This window comes from Streptomyces sp. NPDC048496 (genome assembly GCF_043200055.1).
GTDB lineage: Bacteria > Actinomycetota > Actinomycetes > Streptomycetales > Streptomycetaceae > Streptomyces.
Genome location: NZ_JBICXB010000024.1, coordinates 53,739 through 70,199, shown reverse-complemented (window position 1 = coordinate 70,199; position 16,461 = coordinate 53,739). Strand labels below are relative to the sequence as shown.

14 protein-coding genes and 3 pseudogenes are annotated in these 16,461 nt (G+C 70.2%); 9 read left to right on the top strand and 8 right to left on the bottom strand.

What is annotated here, in order from left to right; translation table 11 throughout:
* Nucleotides 1–125: 125 nt before the first annotated feature.
* Nucleotides 126–668: pseudogene (locus ACGFSA_RS21605) on the top strand (CDP-alcohol phosphatidyltransferase).
* On the opposite strand, the gene ACGFSA_RS21600 reads toward ACGFSA_RS21605, so the two are convergent.
* From ACGFSA_RS21600 to gmd, 3 genes and pseudogenes are all read right to left on the bottom strand, one after another.
* Nucleotides 634–1,083: an adenylyltransferase/cytidyltransferase family protein gene (locus ACGFSA_RS21600; protein WP_266989053.1), complete on the bottom strand. Its 450-nt coding sequence runs from the start codon at nucleotides 1,081–1,083 to the stop codon at nucleotides 634–636. The pseudogene ACGFSA_RS21605 and the gene ACGFSA_RS21600 sit on opposite strands and share 35 nt — an antisense overlap.
* A gap of 561 nt (nucleotides 1,084–1,644) precedes the next feature.
* Nucleotides 1,645–1,938, bottom strand: a pseudogene (locus tag ACGFSA_RS21595) (LamG domain-containing protein); the annotation flags it as partial.
* A gap of 121 nt (nucleotides 1,939–2,059) precedes the next feature.
* Entirely contained in the window at nucleotides 2,060–3,073 is a 1,014-nt protein-coding gene (gene gmd / locus ACGFSA_RS21590; RefSeq protein ID WP_393306500.1) for a GDP-mannose 4,6-dehydratase, read from the bottom strand.
* A 113-nt stretch (nucleotides 3,074–3,186) separates the two neighbouring features.
* On the opposite strand from gmd, the gene ACGFSA_RS21585 reads away from it, so the two are divergent.
* On the top strand, nucleotides 3,187–4,170 hold the full coding sequence (locus ACGFSA_RS21585; RefSeq protein WP_393306498.1) for a GDP-L-fucose synthase family protein: 984 nt from the start codon (nucleotides 3,187–3,189) through the stop codon (nucleotides 4,168–4,170).
* 109 nt (nucleotides 4,171–4,279) lie between these two features.
* Here the strand turns inward: ACGFSA_RS21585 and ACGFSA_RS21580 are convergent, their stop codons facing one another.
* Complete coding sequence (locus ACGFSA_RS21580) at nucleotides 4,280–5,830, bottom strand: sugar transferase (RefSeq protein WP_393306574.1); 1,551 nt, start codon at nucleotides 5,828–5,830, stop codon at nucleotides 4,280–4,282.
* Between the two features lie 236 nt (nucleotides 5,831–6,066).
* Here ACGFSA_RS21580 and ACGFSA_RS21575 point away from each other — a divergent pair, with 236 nt between their 5' ends.
* Nucleotides 6,067–6,513, top strand: coding sequence for an FAD-binding protein (locus ACGFSA_RS21575; protein ID WP_393306496.1), 447 nt, complete (start codon nucleotides 6,067–6,069; stop codon nucleotides 6,511–6,513).
* On the opposite strand, the gene ACGFSA_RS21570 is transcribed toward ACGFSA_RS21575, so the two are convergent.
* Together ACGFSA_RS21570 and ACGFSA_RS21565 are read right to left on the bottom strand one after the other, a co-directional pair.
* Complete coding sequence (locus tag ACGFSA_RS21570; RefSeq protein ID WP_393306572.1) at nucleotides 6,486–7,481, bottom strand: MASE1 domain-containing protein; 996 nt, start codon at nucleotides 7,479–7,481, stop codon at nucleotides 6,486–6,488. The genes ACGFSA_RS21575 and ACGFSA_RS21570 overlap by 28 nt on opposite strands.
* Entirely contained in the window at nucleotides 7,468–8,409 is a 942-nt protein-coding gene (locus tag ACGFSA_RS21565) for a PP2C family protein-serine/threonine phosphatase (protein ID WP_393306494.1), read from the bottom strand. Before ACGFSA_RS21565 ends, ACGFSA_RS21570 begins: the two co-directional genes overlap by 14 nt.
* 267 nt (nucleotides 8,410–8,676) lie before the next feature.
* Between ACGFSA_RS21565 and ACGFSA_RS21560 the strand changes: the two genes are divergently transcribed.
* From ACGFSA_RS21560 to ACGFSA_RS21545, 4 genes are all read left to right on the top strand, one after another.
* Entirely contained in the window at nucleotides 8,677–8,976 is a 300-nt protein-coding gene (locus ACGFSA_RS21560; protein ID WP_393306492.1) for a DUF1876 domain-containing protein, read from the top strand.
* 358 nt (nucleotides 8,977–9,334) lie between these two features.
* A complete protein-coding gene (locus ACGFSA_RS21555) occupies nucleotides 9,335–9,769 on the top strand; it encodes a hypothetical protein (RefSeq protein WP_393306490.1) in 435 nt (144 codons plus the stop codon).
* Entirely contained in the window at nucleotides 9,762–10,874 is a 1,113-nt protein-coding gene (locus ACGFSA_RS21550; protein ID WP_393306488.1) for an XdhC family protein, read from the top strand. The genes ACGFSA_RS21555 and ACGFSA_RS21550 overlap by 8 nt, the downstream gene beginning before the upstream one ends.
* 10 nt (nucleotides 10,875–10,884) lie before the next feature.
* Nucleotides 10,885–11,613: an SRPBCC family protein gene (locus ACGFSA_RS21545; protein WP_393306486.1), complete on the top strand. Its 729-nt coding sequence runs from the start codon at nucleotides 10,885–10,887 to the stop codon at nucleotides 11,611–11,613.
* 253 nt (nucleotides 11,614–11,866) lie between these two features.
* On the opposite strand, the gene ACGFSA_RS21540 is transcribed toward ACGFSA_RS21545, so the two are convergent.
* Together ACGFSA_RS21540 and ACGFSA_RS21535 are read right to left on the bottom strand one after the other, a co-directional pair.
* Nucleotides 11,867–13,021: an acyl-CoA dehydrogenase family protein gene (locus tag ACGFSA_RS21540; protein ID WP_393306570.1), complete on the bottom strand. Its 1,155-nt coding sequence runs from the start codon at nucleotides 13,019–13,021 to the stop codon at nucleotides 11,867–11,869.
* A gap of 18 nt (nucleotides 13,022–13,039) precedes the next feature.
* A pseudogene (locus ACGFSA_RS21535) lies at nucleotides 13,040–13,414 on the bottom strand (DNA alkylation response protein); the annotation flags it as partial.
* 474 nt (nucleotides 13,415–13,888) lie between these two features.
* On the opposite strand from ACGFSA_RS21535, the gene ACGFSA_RS21530 reads away from it, so the two are divergent.
* Nucleotides 13,889–14,701: a lamin tail domain-containing protein gene (locus ACGFSA_RS21530; protein ID WP_393306484.1), complete on the top strand. Its 813-nt coding sequence runs from the start codon at nucleotides 13,889–13,891 to the stop codon at nucleotides 14,699–14,701.
* A 333-nt stretch (nucleotides 14,702–15,034) separates the two neighbouring features.
* Complete coding sequence (locus ACGFSA_RS21525) at nucleotides 15,035–16,315, top strand: streptophobe family protein (protein ID WP_393306482.1); 1,281 nt, start codon at nucleotides 15,035–15,037, stop codon at nucleotides 16,313–16,315.
* Nucleotides 16,316–16,461 lie beyond the last annotated feature (146 nt).

The following is a 16,461-nucleotide window of genomic DNA, read 5'->3' as shown; positions in this document are numbered from 1 at the left end:
AGCCCGCCGGGCCAGGACCGGGGGAGTGCTCACCTGACAGAGGTTCTCCGTGCCATGATGCGGCTCCGACCGCAGCGCTTTCGGTGTTCCGCCGGCGCTGCGGGAACGGCTGGACGCTGGGGGCGGTGGGATCCACGGGCACGGTGCTGCGCGAATGGCGCGGCGCGCAGAAGACCGCAAAAGATGTGTCGCTCTACTCGCGGTATGTCAACCGCCCGGCCGGGCGTGTGCTCGCCGCGGGCGCCTACCGGATCGGGCTCACGCCCAATCAAGTCACCTTGATCAGCGCGGTCTTCACTTTCACCGCAGTTGCCTCGGCCGCCGCGTCCGGCCCTCCTGGGGGCTCGCTTTCGCCGTGTACGCGGGGCTGGCCGTCGGCTTCGCCTTCGACTCGGCCGACGGGCAGCTCGCCCGGCTGACCGGACGCGGCGGCCGCCCGCCCCGCACCGGCCGGCCGTGCCACGGCCCCGGTCCCGGTGTCCCGGGTGCGGGCCGTGGCACTGCTCCCCGCCGACTACGGACTGTTCTGCCTGGTGTTCCTGCTGTACGGCGACGAGACCGCGTTCCGTATCGGCTGTGCCGCACTCGCCGTCGTGCACGCGCTGTTCCTCGTGGCGTTCCTCGTCAAGTGGTTCAGGGAGCTGAAAGTGCTCCGGGCTGAGGACTGACGAGGGTGTCCAGCGCCCGGCGCAGCTGGGTGCTGGACGTGTGCACGGTGTACGGGAAGTAGACCACCTCCACACCGACCTCGGCGAAGTCGCGCTCGAGCCGTTCCCCTTTTTCCGTGCCCCGCCAGTCGTCCCCCTTGAAAATGACGTCGAACCTGACCTGCTGCCACGTCTCGACCTTGTCGGGAACGGTCTCGACGAACGCCGCGTCCACATAGCGCACACTGCGGACGATCTCCAGCCGCTCCGGCAGCGGGATCACCGGCCTGTGGCCCTTGGCGAGCGCGGCCATCTCGTCCGAGACGACCCCCGCCACGAGGTAGTCGCACTGGCTGCGGGCATGCCGCAGGATGTTCAGGTGCCCTACGTGGAACAGGTCGTAGACCCCCGGCGCGTAGCCGACCCTGTGCACCATCCGTTCTCTCCCCCCACGGTGAACATGATGTCCGTATTCCGGTCGCAGGTGTCCGGACATGGCCTCCGGTCCTGCGGGATATCGGTATCCGTGCTGATAGTGCAATGACCTTACTGTGAAGACCACTTGCGCATCACGTGAACGGATAAGCTCACTTTTGGGGTTTTTCCCTCGGGGGCACAGAGGCTGTACCGGGGGGTCTGGCGGACTGCCGAGAGCCGCACCGGGGTGTTGGTGCACCGGCGCGGTCACTTCCAGCGCACCGCACCGGAAGTCCGACAGGCGCCGCATCAGCGGGGGCTGGCCGGGGCCGGACGGCCAGGACGGCCGCAGTGGACCTGAGGGCTCTCAACACACCGGCGACCCCACCGAAACCCTCGGGCTGCGCATTTTCGACACCTCCGCAGGGCACAGGTGAGAGAACGCACTGCGGTCGCCAGCTCCGTCGCGGACCAAGGGGTGGCGGCCCTCACCAACATCCTGGTGCTGGTGGCGGCCGCCCGGCTCTCCACCGTCGCCGACTTCGCCCGCTTCACTGTCGTCCAGATCCAGACCGGATCACCAGCTGACCTCCACCTCACCGGCCCGGGGAGCGGACACACTGACGGCGAGCACGGACGGCGCGCCGGTGTCCGGCGTGTTGGCGAACCAGGTCAGGGACTGCTGGGCGACCCCGTTGACCGTGGTGAACTCCCCGCCCACCCAGAGGAAATCGCGGCCGTCGCGGGAAGACACGGTCAGGGCGCGCGGCCCGACCGGCTCACCGATCCCGTCATTGGTGTCCGGGAGTCAGCCGAGCATCGCCGGATCGTCGACGGACTGCGCGGTGAGGTGCTTGCGGACCTGGTTGGGGAAGCCGACCGGCGGAGTCAGAGCCACGGCCGGGGGAGCGGTGGCCGCCGAGGCGGCGAGTGCGCCCGCGGCGAGCGCGAGGACGGCGGCGTACACGCCACAGCGTCCGAGACGTCCTGGCGTCTCATCGGTCCACCCGCACGGCTGCCCCGGTGAGCTGGTCGGAGAGTTGCCGGATGTCCGCCTCGACCATGATCCTGGCCAGCTCCTGCGCCTTCACGACGGGCTTCCAGCCGAGCAGTTCCTCGGCCTTGGTGGCGTCGCCGATCAGGGAGTCGACCTCGCTGGGACGCTCGTACTTCGCGTCGTACCGGACATGGTCACGCCAGTCCAGCCCCGCATGCTCGAAGGCGAACTCCAGGAACTGCCGGACGCTGACCCCCTCACCGGTGGCCACCACGTAGTCGTCCGGGGATTCGCACTGCAGCATCCGCCACATCGCGTCGACGTACTCGGGGGCGTAACCCCAGTCCCGTACGGCATCGAGATTGCCGAGGTGGAGGTGTTGCTGGAGCCCTGCAGAGATCCGTGCCACGCCGCGGGTGATCTTGCGGGTCACGAAGGTCTCGCCGCGGCGCGGGGACTCGTGGTTGAAGAGGATCCCGTTGACCGCGAACATGCCGTACGCCTCACGGTAGTTGACGGTCGCCCAGTACGAGTAGACCTTGGCGACGCTGTACGGGCTGCGCGGATGGAACGGGGTCGTCTCGTTCTGCGGAGGTGGAGTGGCGCCGAACATCTCGGACGACGACGCCTGGTAGATCCGGGTGTCGATGCCGCTGGCGCGGACCGCCTCCAGCAGCCGGATGGTGCCGAGCCCGGTGATGTCGCCGGTGTACAGCGGCGCGTCGAACGAGACCCGCACATGCGACTGCGCACCCAGGTTGTAGACCTCGTCGGGCTGGATGTCGCGCAGCAGGTTCACCAGCGCGACTCCGTCGGCGAGATCCGCGTGATGCAGGACGAAGGACCGGTTCCCCTCCTCCGGGCCCTGGTAGATGTGGTCGATCCGCTCGGTGTTGAAGCTCGACGAGCGGCGTATGAGGCCGTGGACCGTGTACCCCTTGTCGAGCAGCAGCTCGGCCAGGTACGAGCCGTCCTGCCCGGTCACGCCGGTGATGAGCGCGGTCTTCGCCACGACTCCCCCTTCTGTGGTCGTCTGTGTTGCTGTTGGTGCACCGAAATATCGTGATGTGAGCGATCCGCGGTAAAACGTCACCGCGACATACAGTTACTGGCACAATCCGAACCATGACGACTGATCTACCCGGCCCTCCCCAGGAATCCGTCCACCCCCTGCTACGCCCCGGCTCCCGCATATTCGTCGCGGGACACCGAGGTCTCGTCGGCTCGGCGGTGGTGCGCCGCCTCACCGCCGGAGGCCACGAGGTGATCACCCGCGGCCGTGACCGGCTCGATCTGCGCGAGGCCGCACCGACCGAGGCCGTTCTGCGTGACATCCGCCCGGACGCCGTGGTGCTGGCCGCCGCCAAGGTCGGCGGGATCATGGCCAACAGCACGTATCCGGTGCAGTTTCTCGAGGACAACCTGCGCATTCAGCTGAGCGTGATCGCCGGTGCGCACGCCGCCGGGGTCGAGCGGTTGCTCTTCCTCGGCTCGTCCTGCATCTACCCCAAGCGAGCTCCCCAGCCGATCCGCGAGGACGCCCTGCTCACCGGCCCGCTGGAGCCGACCAACGAGGCTTACGCGCTTGCCAAGATCGCCGGGATCGTGCAGACCCAGTCGTACCGGCGGCAGTACGGCGCCTCGTACATCAGCGCCATGCCCACCAATCTCTACGGGCCCGGCGACAACTTCGACCTGGAGTCCTCGCACGTCCTGCCCGCCCTGATCCGCCGCTTCCACGAGGCGGGACGGGACGGCGCACCGGAGGTCACCCTCTGGGGCTCCGGCAGCCCTCGGCGTGAGTTCCTGCACGTCGACGACCTGGCCGCCGCATGCCTCCTGCTCCTGGAACGTTACGACGGTGACGAACCCGTCAATGTCGGCTGCGGCGAGGATCTGACGATCCGCGAACTCGCCTCCACCATCCAGGATGTGACGAGCTACCAAGGCCGCGTCTCGTGGGACACGACGAAGCCCGACGGCACCCCGCGCAAGCTTCTCGACGTCTCCCGCCTCTCCTCCCTCGGCTTCAAGCCGCAGATTCCGCTGCGCGACGGCATCGCCCGGACCTACGCCTGGTGGCTGGACCACCAGGGCGCACAGGACTGACGGCGCCCAGGGCCGGGCCGGGCGGCCCGCCGCAGAGCGGCGGCGGCCCGCACGGCCGGCCCCGAACGGCCGGTCCAGGTTCATCTTCCGCATCCGGTCCCCGCCGCTCTCAGTACGCCCCGCGGCCGTCGGTGACGGCGCGCAGCGTACGGACCATGAGCCCCAGATCCGTGGCCACCGACCAGTTGTCGACGTACCACAGATCGAGCGAAACCGTCTCCTGCCAGGAGAGGTCGGAACGCCCGCTGACCTGCCACAGCCCGGTCAGCCCGGGCCGGACCGCGAGCCGCCGGAGCTCGCGCTCGTCGTAGCGGGACACCTCCTCCGGAAGAGGCGGACGAGGACCCACCAGGGACATCTCGCCACGGACGACATTGAGCAGCTGCGGCAGCTCGTCGAGCGAACTCCGGCGCAGCAGCCGGCCGATCCGCGTCACCCGGGGGTCGCGGCGGATCTTGAACATCGCACCGTCGTTCTCGTTCGCTGCGACGAGCTCCGCCTTGTGCGTTTCGGCGTCCTCGACCATGGTGCGGAACTTCCACATGGTGAACGGCCGGTTGTGCCGGCCCTGGCGGATCTGGCGGTGGAACACCGGGCCCTCGGAGGTGAGTCGTATTGCTGTTCCGATCAGGAGCAACAACGGTGCCAGCAGCACCAGTCCGAGAGCCGCACCCGTGCGGTCCACCACACCCTTCAGGGCCATCTGCGGCCCCTGGCGGAGCGGCGGCACGATGTGCAGCAGCGTCAGCCCGGCCGCCGAGGCGGGCCGGACCCGGTCTGCCGCGATCTCCGAGAGGTCCGACAGCACGGACAGCTGCAGCCCTCCGTCGTGCAGGCCCCAGGACAGTTGCCGCAGCCGCTCCCCGGAAAGCTGTGGTCCGGGTATCACCAGCGCCAGGTCCGCCTCGTGGGCGAAGGCTCCGCCCAGCACCGTCGACACGTCGTCGTCGGCGGGAGCCGGTGCGAGGTGCCCCGGGACCGGAGCCTCGCAGCCGAGTGATGTCTCTCCGACGGGTATGGCCGCAACGACGTTGTACGCGTGGTCCGTTCGCGAACCGAGCAGCCGCACCGCTCGGTCCACGCCCGAAGCCTCACCGACCACCAGCACGCGGTGCTCGGCGCGCTGCCGCGCTCCTGGCCAAGGGAGTTGGCGCGCGAGCGAAGCGGCCACGGTCACCAGCAGGCCGGGCAGGAGCGCCACGACCGCGGTCACCGGCCGTGCCGGCTCGCCGAACACCGTGCTGAGGACGGCCAGTGCGCCGATGAGCAGCAGCCAGTCCCCGGGTACGGTCAGTGCGCCCCGGAGGCCCTCCGGCTGCTTGGTCGTGTAACGGCCACGCGCCAGCCGGACTCCGCACCACGCCAACGTGGCGACGACCGCCGTCAGTTGGGCCAGCGGGAGCCCGCCCGTGCGAAGGATGAGCCAGGCCGGTATCCCCAGCCCGAGAAGATCGGCCCCGACGGCGAGCGGCAGGTACCGGCCCGGTCTTCTCTTCGGTGCGGGCGTCTGGTCAGAACGCTCGCACTGTACGGTCGGGGCGCTCCACAGCTGTTCAAGTTCCCTGCTGCGAGGCCGATTCGAAGTGGCCCGTGGTCGTGGCGCCCCCGCCAGTCCCACGGATCCAGGTATGTCGGATTCGGGTAGCTCGACATGCCCCATGAACCCCCCAGTCACAGTTGCATCTCCACAAACGGGACGCATTCGCCGATCCCGTGGACCGACGGATGCGCCCTCGCTCGCTGCACGATATCCACGTACGTGCCATTTTGCTGGAGTTCTCGTGAAGTTCAGACATAAACGATGGCCCGGATCTCGTCCCGTTCCGCGCTGGATGCAGCAGGTCTGCGGTCGGCTGTTGGCATTTGGAGGGTTCCGCCGTGGGACTATGTACGGACATGTCACGTCCTCGCCATGCCGCACCCACGTCTGGGAGTATGCACCCGAGGCGGCGAGCGCCGGCGACGAGGGAAAGCAGGCGTGCGGCGACTCCCACGGAGAAGAACCGGGCCGGAAACATCGCCTTCGGGGCGCGGCGTCTCCATGCCCCCCGCTCGGTGGCCGAGATCCAGGAGATCGTGGCCTCCGGCACCACGGCCGGCACCACGGTACGGGCACTGGGCACCCGGCACTCCTTCAGTACCGTCGCGGACACGGCCGGAGACCTTGTGTCGCTGGCCGGACTGGACCGCGTCGTCGAGATCGACCGGGCGGCCGGATCGGTCACCGTCGGCGCGGGGCTGCGCTTCGGGGAGTTCGCCGATGTCCTCCACGAGAACGGCTACGCCCTGCGCGACCTGGGCTCACAGCGTGGAGGTCAGCGGCCGTCGCGCTCGTTCCGGTAGCGGGGCGGCCACGCGCTCGCCGATCTTCCCGGTGCGAGATGGTCCACCACCTCGGCGAGCTCCTCGCAGGCCTGCTCGATCCTGCGCCGGATATTCATGTCCTCGCTGACGATCGACGCCAGCAGCAGTGCGGTGAGGGCGATGGAGCCGTTGAGGATCGCCAGATTGAGCATGATCTCAAGGATCGTGTGACCGGCGAACGGTCCTACTTTCTCACTGCCCGCGGTGATCGCCAGCACGGACAGCACAAGGGCACATGGCGCGCTGCCCGCCAGCTGGAAGCGCAGCGCTGCCCAGATGAGCACCGGGAACGTCAGGTAGAGCATCGAAAGCGAGCTTCTGGTGGCCACCACGCCGATCACGACGCAGAAGACCGCCAGCGCGATCGCCTCCGCCCACCGGTCGGTCCTCCGCGGCCGCCGCGCCTTGCGCAACACGAGGAGCAGGGGGGTGACGATGAGTACACCCATGGCGTCCCCCGCCCACCAGGCCGCCCAGACCGGCCAGAAATGGCTGAGCGGCAGCCTGCCGGTGAGTGCCAGCATGCCCGTGCCCATGGTGGCGCTGATCAGCATCCCGGCCATCGCGCCGAGGAAGACCAGGATCACCCCGTCGCGCAGCCGGTCCAGTTCCTTCCGGAACCCGGTCCGGCGCAGCATGAGATACGCGCAGACCGGCGCGATGGTGTTGCCTGCGACGATGCCGGGGGTGGCGAGGTCGACCGGGCCGGTGACGGTGGCGACGACGAGGAAGGACCCAAGAGTGATACCGGGCCAGATACGCAGGCCGAGATAGAGCAGAGAGCTCACCGCGATGCCCGTCGCCGGCCAGAGGGGGGTGACTCTGGCTCCGTGGATGGTCACCTGCCTGAGCAGACCGATCTGTCCCACCCCGTAATAGGCGGCGGCGACTGCCAGGATGCTGAGGGCGGTCACCGCCGTACCTCTGGTTCCCTCACTGCGGATCACAGCTCTCATGAGACACCGCGCGCCCGGGGCGGCGACTGTGTGACACGCTCGGCCCGGGAATGCTCACGGTGCACTGCACGGCGTCACCGGTCGTCACGCTGTGCGACCCCCGGGACGCGTCGTGGCGCAGGACGAGTACGGCGGCGTCGTCCTCGTGCCCGGTGCGTTCCGCCGCCTGCAGCACCGCGTCGGCCAGCTCGTCGGCCGCGGCAGCGGCGCGTGAGGCCACCAGCCGCACCACCGTGTCCAGGCCCTCCTCGATCGGGAACGACGGCCCCTCGACCACCCCGTCGGTGAGCAGCACGAACGCCCCCGGGGTCGTCAGGCGGTGCCGCGTGACCGGATACTGCGGACCGGCCTGAATGCCCAGCGGCAGATCCCCCGCGTCCTCGGCGATGCCGGAGCGTCCGTCGACCGTCGCCCACACACCGGCCACATGTCCGGCGCGCGCGGTGTCGAGCACCCACGTGCGCGGGTCGAGGCGGACGAACGTGCAGGTCGCGAAGAGCGTGCTGTCGACGGACAGCAACAGATCATTGGTGCGGCTCAGTATCTCGCCCGGATCCGAAGCCGTGGCGGCGATCGCCCGCATCCCGATGCGGATCTGCCCCATGAACGCGGCGGCTTCGACGTCATGGCCCTGTACGTCCCCGATGGTGAAGGCGAGCGTGCCGTCCGGCAGCGGAAAGCCGTCATACCAGTCGCCGCCGATGTCCAGGCCACTGCGGGCCGGCGCGTAACGGGCCGCCGTCTGCAGACCGGGGCGGGTGGGCAGGGTGGCCGGCAGCATCTCGCGCTGCAGCGCCTCGGCCAGTTCCACGCGCGCCTGGTGCAGCTGCACCTCCTGCCGCGCCCGGGCGGTAAGCCGCTGCAACGTGGTGAGCAGCTCCTCCGCACTCACCGAAGTGGGAGGACGACGCCGGTTCATGGGCCGCTCCGCAGTGCATTCGTTCGCGAGCCGCAACACAGGGCCTGACGTGGCGGTACGGAACCTTCAGGCCCCTTTTCCGGCTGCCCCCTGCATCGTATTTCGACGTTGAACACTCTGCAGTGCGAGCCGCCGTCAGGGGATCGCGTCGTGCCGACCCGAAGGGGCCGGGCCGGGAGCGCGCGAACGGACTCGGGTGGAGAGATGCTGAAGAGAGAACGCGTCGTGGCGGCTCACCGTGGCCGGACGCGGGCGAGGAGGTGCGCAATGACACGCACGCTGGAATGGAAGCTCCGCCTCGATCTGTCCGAGGAGGGAGGCACGACCAAGGCCGAAGCCGTGCTGGACACCGGTTCGGAGAAGCTCACCGGCCACGGGGTGGCGCGCTGCAACCCGACAGACGTGGATATCCCCAGCATCGGTGACGAACTCGCGGCAAGCCGCGCGATGAAGGATGTCGCCGGCCAGCTGATGAGAGAGGCGGACCGCGAAATGGAGTCAGTGGGTGCCGGCCCCCCGAAGGGTCCCCTCGGCAAGCCGTACGCCTGGACCGACGTGTCGAGCTAGTGCCCCTCCCGGCAAGTTTTGCCCCGTCGCGCCGTCCAGCACGCCCGCTCGCCGCGTTGGCCACAAGCCCTGGTAGCTCCTTCCCCAAGCTCTCAACTCCGTTCGAGCAGGGGAGACCCCATCCAAGGACTTCCGGCCGCCTTGCGATCGCACGCACTGGACGACGCTCCTCACGGGGCAAACATTGCCGGTCACGGCACTAGTGCCGTGACCGGTCGGCCCGTCGTCGAGTGGCCGGTGTCGTCGTGGTGCGCGCGGCTGCAGGGCAGAGGGGGGAGACAACGGGAGGGCTGTTCGCCATGCCTTCAGGGCTGTTCCTGTCTCCCGACGGAGGACGTATGACCCGTATCTCATTGAAGTGTTCACGATCGGCACCCGGCTGACCCGCGAGATGACGCACCGCGATGTGGACACGCACCGGCCGCCGTTGCGGCGGCCGTCCACGACCGGAGCGGCGGCATCCGGCTCGGCCGGAGGCCGGGTGCCTTCCTCGGCACAGGGGGGCGGCACGCCACCGCACGTGGAACCGTGGTCGTCGTGCTCTCCGACGGCCGGCAGCGCGGTCTCCGTGCTGCTCGCGGATCGGATGCGGCGGCTGCACCGGCCGGCACACCGGGTGGTGCCGTCCAACCCGCGCCCGGCCGGGGCGGGTTACGAACCACGGGCCGCTGGCATGGCTGCGGTGCTGCCCCGCGTGGACGCGTTCGTCGAGGGATACAGCCTGCAGGCCCTGGAGCAGTTGGCGGTCGCCGTCGGCGGAGCCGCACCGGCAGGCGGTGAGTGCGATGCGTGAGATCCTTCCGGCGCTGAGCCGCTGGTACGCCTCCGGTGAACCGTTCGGACTTGCGACGGTCGTCGCGGTCACCCGCAGCACGCCCCGCGGCCCCGGGGCGGCGATGGCGGTGGGCCCCGGCGATGAAGTCGTGGGCAGCGTCTCCGGCGGCTGCGTCGAAGGCGCCGTCTTCGACCTGGCCAAGGAGGTCGTGGAGACCGGACAGGCACAGCTCCACACCTTCGGCTACAGCGACGAGGACGCCTTCGCCGTCGGGCTCACCTGCGGAGGCGAGATCACCCTCCTCGTGCGCCCCGTGTCGGCCGTCACCGATCCCGCGTTCGGCGAGGTCGCCGCGTCGGTCGCCGCACACCGTCCGGTGGTGGTCGCCACCGTGACCGACGGCCCCGCTCCGCGCGGCGCCGCGCTCGCCGTATGGCCGGACACGGTGTCCGGCTCCCTGGGTACCAGCGGCCTCGATGTCGCCGTCACCGCTGACGCCCGGGGCGAACTGGCCCAAGGAGCAACGGGCCTGCGCCACTACGGACCGCTCGGCGAACGCCGCGAGGACGACGTCACGGTGTTCCTGCAGTCGTTCGCGCCGCCGCCGCGCATGCTGGTCTTCGGTGCGATCGACTTCGCCGCCGCCGTCGCACGCATCGGCGTGTTCCTCGGCTATCGGGTCACGGTGTGCGACGCCCGCCCGGCCTTCGCCGATCCCCGCCGCTTCCCGGCCGGGGCGGAGGTGGTCGTCGACTGGCCGCACCGCTACCTGCGCGGCACCGGCACCGACGAGCGGACCGTGATGTGCGTACTCACCCACGATCCGAAATTCGATGTCCCACTGCTGGAGGTGGCCCTGCGCTCCCCAGCCGCGTACATCGGCGTGATGGGGAGCCGCCGCACCCATGAGGAACGCCTGGCCCGGCTGCGCGAGACCGGACTCGGCGAGGCGGAGCTCGCGAGACTGCGCTCGCCCATCGGCCTCGACCTCGGCGCCCGCACCCCCGAGGAGGTGGCCGTCTCGATCGCCGCGGAGATCGTCGCGCTGCGCTGGGGCGGTACCGGCGCCCCCCTGGCGGACACGGCCGGGGCGATCCACCGGCCGCGACCGAAGTCCGTGTGAGGAGGAGACCATGCAGCTGCACCACTCATTCACCGTTCCGGTACCGGTCGACGAGGCGTGGCGGGCGCTGCTCGACATCGAGCGGGTCTCGCGCTGCATGCCCGGCGCCACCGTGGAGGACTTCGACGGCGAGACCATCAAGGGCTTCGCCAAGGTGAAGGTGGGTCCGGTCACCGTGACATATCGCGGCACGGCGACCTTCCTGGAGAAGGACGAACCGGAGCACCTGATCGTGCTGGCCGCCAAGGGCAAGGAGGTGCGGGGCCAGGGCATGGCCGCGGCCGCCGTCACCGGGACGCTCGCCGAGCGCGGCGGCGGCACGACCGTCACGGTCGACACCGACTTGACGATCACCGGACGGCCGGCCCAGTTCGGCCGCGGGGTGATGAGCGACGTCAGCGACAGGCTCATCGGGCAGTTCGCCGGCTGCCTCTCCGCGCAGCTGTCGGAGGCAGCAGTGGCTGCGCGTGGACCCGCAGCGCAGAACGGCGCCGCGGGACCGGCTGCGCGCGGGCCCGTCTCGCGGACCGGTGCCGCGGAACCCGGACCCGCGGCACCGCTCGGGGGCGGCGGCACAGGTGCCTACGAGGCGGAACCGGTCGATCGGCTGCGCACGGCGAGTGCGCCGGTGGCCGAACGCGCGGCGGCGGTCCTCGGCGTGGCCGCCCTTGCCGCGCTGGCCGTGGTTCTTCTGCGCGGGATCTGCCGCTGGCGGGCCGGCCACGGCCGGGGCCGGTGAGGGGCCGGCAGACCCCGGTGCCGGGGCGGGCCGGACGCCCGGGGGCGTGAGGGAAGCCGCCCGCCCGCGACGGACCGGCCCCCTGGACGGCCGTCGCCGAGCGGGAAGCGAAAGCGGGAACCCAGTGCGTCCACAACCGTTCGGGATCCGCCCAGTACGCAGCAGTGAGTCCAGGACTCACTTTCGCACACTGGTGAGGAACGGTTCGGTACGCAGCCACAGGGTGCGGGATCTCGACTCCATGGACACCGAGCTAACGCGCGCCGAAGTGCCGCTCCACGATCGCCGTGGTGTCGGTGCCGCGCGGCAGGATGCCGTACTGGTGACCGCGGTCCGCGCCGAGGCGTGCGGCGACGAACGCCTCGGCCAGGGGCGCCGGAGCGTGCCGCAGCATCAGCGAGGACTGCAGGGCGAGCGCCATGCCCTCGACCGTCGCCCGCGCACGGAGCTCCGCGGCGAGCGGATCGCGCAGATCCGCGACCAGCTCCTGACGCACCCGACGCACATGCGCGTCCAGCACAGCACTGGCCCCGGCCGTGGTCTCCAGCTCGGCCCAGAAGGCATCCAGGGACTGCGGGGTTCTGGCGATACCACGCAGCACATCGAGCGCGATCACATTGTCGGAGCCCTCCCACACGGCCATCACCGGCTGCTCGCGGTAGCGCCGGGCGAGTGGCCAGTCCTCGGTGTAGCCATTGCCGCCCAGACACTCCAGGGCCTCGTACGCGTGGTGCGGACCGCGCTTGCAGATCCAGTACTTGGACACAGCGGTGGCCAGTCGGCGGAACATCGCCTCGGACTCGCTGCTACCGGTCTCGTACGCCCGGGCGAGGCGTAGCGAGGTCCAGGTCGCGGCCTCCGTCTCCAGGGCCAGGTCGGCGAGGACCGCTGTCATGGCGGGCTGGTCGACCAGCGTGGCACCGAAGGTGCTGCGGTGTCGCGCGTGCCAGATCGCTTCGGACACCGACTGGCGCATGCCCGCGGTGGTGCCGAGGACACAGTCCAGACGGGTGTGGTTGACCATTTCGATGATGGTGGGAACGCCGCGGCCGGGCTCGCCGACCCGCACCGCCCAGGTTCCGTCGAACTCCACCTCGGAGGACGCGTTCGACTTGTTGCCGAGCTTGTTCTTCAGCCGCTGGATACGGACGGTGTTACGGGTGCCGTCGGCCAGCACACGCGGTACGAGGAAGCAGGTCAGCCCGGCCGGGGCCTGGGCCAGAACGAGGAAGGCGTCCGACTGCGGGGCCGAGAAGAACCACTTGTGGCCGGTCAGCAGGTGGGTCCGGCCGTCGGGGCCGGAGGGCACCGGAACCGCGCGGGTGGTGTTGGCGCGAACGTCGGAACCCCCCTGCTTCTCCGCCATGCCCATGCCGAACGTCAGCCCCGCCTTGCTGCCCGGGGCGATCAGTCGCGGGTCGTACGAGCGGCTCAGCAGGCCCGGGAGCCAGTCACGGCCCACCTCGCCGTCGCGCTGCAGTACGGGGACCACGGCGTGCGACATCGACATCGGGCAGGCGTGGCCCGGCTCGATCTGGGCGAACAGCATGAACGACGCCGCCCGCGCGACCGCGGCACCCGGCTTCGGATCGGCCCAGGCCGCGGTGTGCGTGCCGTAGCCCACCGCCGCGCCGATGACCTCGTGGTACGCGGGATGGAACTCGACTTCGTCGACGCGGTTGCCGTACCGGTCGTGGGTGCGGAGCGCGGGTGGTGACGTGTGCGCGAGCTCCGCATTGTTCTGGAACGGTTCCGAGCCGACCAGGCTGCCGATCTCATGGAGCTCCGGCTCGTGCCAGGCCGCGCCGAATGTCCGTTCATAACTTCAGCTCCCACTGAACCACCGTTGTGTCCGCCGCGCAATGATCGGCGACTGTCGTCGGCCGTCGGTGGCGGCAGAGAGGTAGAACCCCCTTTCTCTTTTTCCGGGCTAGCGGAAAGTCCGTTCGAGGCCGGGTGAGCGGCGGCTGTTACAGAATTCTGTGTCGGTCACGCAGGAGTGAGCCGTGGTGCGCGCGGGTTGACGAGGCGCGCACTGTGCCGGATGCGCCGGTCCCGAACGGGTGGGTGCAGCGCTCAGTGATTGACAGGTACCCGGGTAGTCGAATGCGTGCCAAGTGCATGTGTGTGTGACGGAAATGTCTGCATTTCGTAACACGTATCGAGGCGTCTGACGCAAATCGGGCGATCGGGCCAAAGTGTGCGCTCTCGGCATCACGCCGGGATCGATCAACGCTCGGGCCACACGCTCCGGGCCTGCACCTGAGGGGTTTTCATGTCCCGTTCCGCACGGCGGTTCTCTGCTGCCGTTATTGCTGCCGGCGCGCTGGTGGGCGCCGCCGCTCTCCCGGCCGCCGCCGACGACAACGACCGCGGCTATGGCCGGTCGAACTCGAATTCCGGCGTCGTCCTGGGCGAGATCCAGTACGAGAGCCCCGGAACCGACTACGGCACCAACCGCAGCCTCAACGGCGAGTGGGTCACCGTCACCAACACCAGCTACCGCACGGTCGACCTCAGTGGCTGGACCCTCAGCGACGAGAGCCGCCGTACCTACCGGTTCGACATGAGTCTGGCCGGCCGCTCCTCGGTGCGGGTCCACACCGGCTACGGCCGTGACAACCGTCACGACGTCTACCAGGACCTCCGCCACTACGTCTGGGACGACAGCGACACGGCGACCCTGCGCAACGAGGACGGCTACAGGGTCGACTCGAAGTCCTGGGGCCACGGACGTGACGACGACCACCGCCGTCACGACCACCGCCGTCACGAGGACCGCCGTCACGAGGACCGCGATCACGATGGTTGGGGCCACAGGGACCGTGACCACAAGGACCGCGACCGCAAGGACCGCGACCGCAAGGACCGTGACCACAGGGACCGCGACCGCAAGGACCGTGACCACAGGGACCGCGACCGCAAGGACCGCGACCACGATGGCTGGGGCCACAAGGACCGTGACCACAGGGACCGTGACCACAAGGACCGTGACCACAGGGACCGCGACCATAAGGACCGCGACCACAAGGACCGCGACCACAAGGACCGCGACCACAAGGACCGCGACCACGACGGTCGTCGTTGACCCCCTGCACCCACCTGTCCTGACCCTCTGACCCCCGCTCCCTGACCCGGGAGCGGGGCCCCGCCCCATCCGCCCGCGGCGCACCCCGGCCCCCGGCCGCGGTGCGCCGCCCGAGTCAGGTACAGCGGTCCATGGGCCCCTGCGCCGGATACCGGCCGCGGCGTGAGTTCACAGCACCTGCCCGCCTCGTCATGGAACGCCTCGGGCCGGTAGTGCCTCCCAGTTTCTTCCGTTACCCGCCCATGGTGTGCCGGGTACTCGCGCGGCCCGCAAGCTGACGCCGTCGGGCCCTCCCAAGGGGCGGATGGCTGCGCTCCTGCCTAGCGTGGCAGCGTGAGCCACCAAGGATCCATCGACCGCAGCGGAGCGCCCCGCGCCGCGCACGGCTGGGGTGAAGCTCTTCTGGCAGTGCTCGCCGGACTCGTGGTCATGGCAGCCACCTCGGCCCTCGGCCTCTGGGCGGCAGGTGCGAGCAGTCTCCCCGGGGGCGCGTTCGCGCGTGTCGTCGCGGCCGTCGTGGTGATGGCGGCGGGCGGCTCCGTCTCCCTCTCGGGAAACGCCGGGGAACTGGTCAGGACCCATGCGGAATTCTCGGTGCTTCCGCTGTCCGTGACTCTGGCCGGGGCCCTGGTCATCGCCGTCGGCTTTCTGCGGCCCCTGCGCCACCGGGCGGTCGCGGGCGCACGGGAACTGGCCGGCTGGGCCGCCCGGGTGGCGGTGCTGTGGGCGCTGGTCCTGATCGGCCTGTCGCTCCTGGCCCGTCAGAGTTTCGACGTCCCTGTCCGGAATTCGACCGGGGATGTCATCGGTGACCTGCTGGGCGCCTCGCCGAAGGTCGGATTCAGGACCGACGTCCCGCTCACCCTGCTCCTCGGTCTGTTCTGGCTGGTGGGCGTCCTCTTCCTGGCTCTCGCCGTGTCGCGCAGCGCCCCGCTCCCGGCCCGCCTGCTGCGCTTCCAGGAGTCGGTGCGCCCGGCCGCGTACGCGATGGTGGCGCTGCTGCTCGCGTACGTCGCCCTCGGCGTGATCGTCGGACTCGTCGTCATGGTGACCCGGGGCCACCCGGCCGAGACGGTCGCCGTGATCCTCCTGGGGCTGCCGAACCTCGTCTGGCTCGCGTACACGCTCGGGCTCGGGGCAACCTGGGAGGGGAGGGTGGACGGGCCGTTCGGGCTGCCCATGCCGCAGGTGCTGGACTCGGTTCTGCGCACGCCGGACCTCTCCGTCGTCAGCGTCTCCACGCTCGCCGACCACGACGGTCGGGCCTGGTTGCTGGTCGTCGTCGCCGCCGTGCTGACCCTGACCGCCGCCTTTCTCATGGCGGTCCGCTCGCCCGGCCGGATGCGGCCGTGGCAGCACGCCGTACACATGGCGGTGGCGCTCCTCCTCACCGTGCTGACCATCTGTCTCGTCGCCAGGGTCTCGGCGCACTACGGCCTGTCACTGCTGGGCATCGGGGACCTCGGCGGCGGTCTCGGCGGCGAGGTGACGCTGCGCCCGCGACTGGGATCCGCGCTCGTCGTCGCCGTCGCGTGGGGGCTGGTCACCGGCTTCCTCGGCAGCCTGCTCGCCTCAAGGATCCACCGGCGGGGAGAAGTCCCGGCGGACGGCTGAGGCGGATACGGACTTCGCCTCGACGGTGGCGGGGAGATCGGGGCGCCTGCCGGTCAGTGGTGGCGGCGGGTCTGCCGAGCGGATCGGACGGGCGGCCCACGGGCAGCGCCGTGTCCTGCCGGGGGTCGGGGGAGCGCGGGGGGCCC

Bases quoted from the DNA above. Each gene is read 5' to 3' on its own strand.
- ACGFSA_RS21580 (WP_393306574.1), bottom strand. From the start codon at position 5,830: ATGGGGCATGTCGAGCTACCCGAATCCGACATACCTGGATCCGTGGGA.
- ACGFSA_RS21600 (WP_266989053.1), bottom strand. From the start codon at position 1,083: ATGGTGCACAGGGTCGGCTACGCGCCGGGGGTCTACGACCTGTTCCAC.
- ACGFSA_RS21550 (WP_393306488.1), top strand. From the start codon at position 9,762: ATGCGTGAGATCCTTCCGGCGCTGAGCCGCTGGTACGCCTCCGGTGAA.
- ACGFSA_RS21575 (WP_393306496.1), top strand. From the start codon at position 6,067: ATGTCACGTCCTCGCCATGCCGCACCCACGTCTGGGAGTATGCACCCG.
- ACGFSA_RS21565 (WP_393306494.1), bottom strand. From the start codon at position 8,409: ATGAACCGGCGTCGTCCTCCCACTTCGGTGAGTGCGGAGGAGCTGCTC.
- ACGFSA_RS21545 (WP_393306486.1), top strand. From the start codon at position 10,885: ATGCAGCTGCACCACTCATTCACCGTTCCGGTACCGGTCGACGAGGCG.
- ACGFSA_RS21585 (WP_393306498.1), top strand. From the start codon at position 3,187: ATGACGACTGATCTACCCGGCCCTCCCCAGGAATCCGTCCACCCCCTG.
- ACGFSA_RS21530 (WP_393306484.1), top strand. From the start codon at position 13,889: ATGTCCCGTTCCGCACGGCGGTTCTCTGCTGCCGTTATTGCTGCCGGC.
- ACGFSA_RS21560 (WP_393306492.1), top strand. From the start codon at position 8,677: ATGACACGCACGCTGGAATGGAAGCTCCGCCTCGATCTGTCCGAGGAG.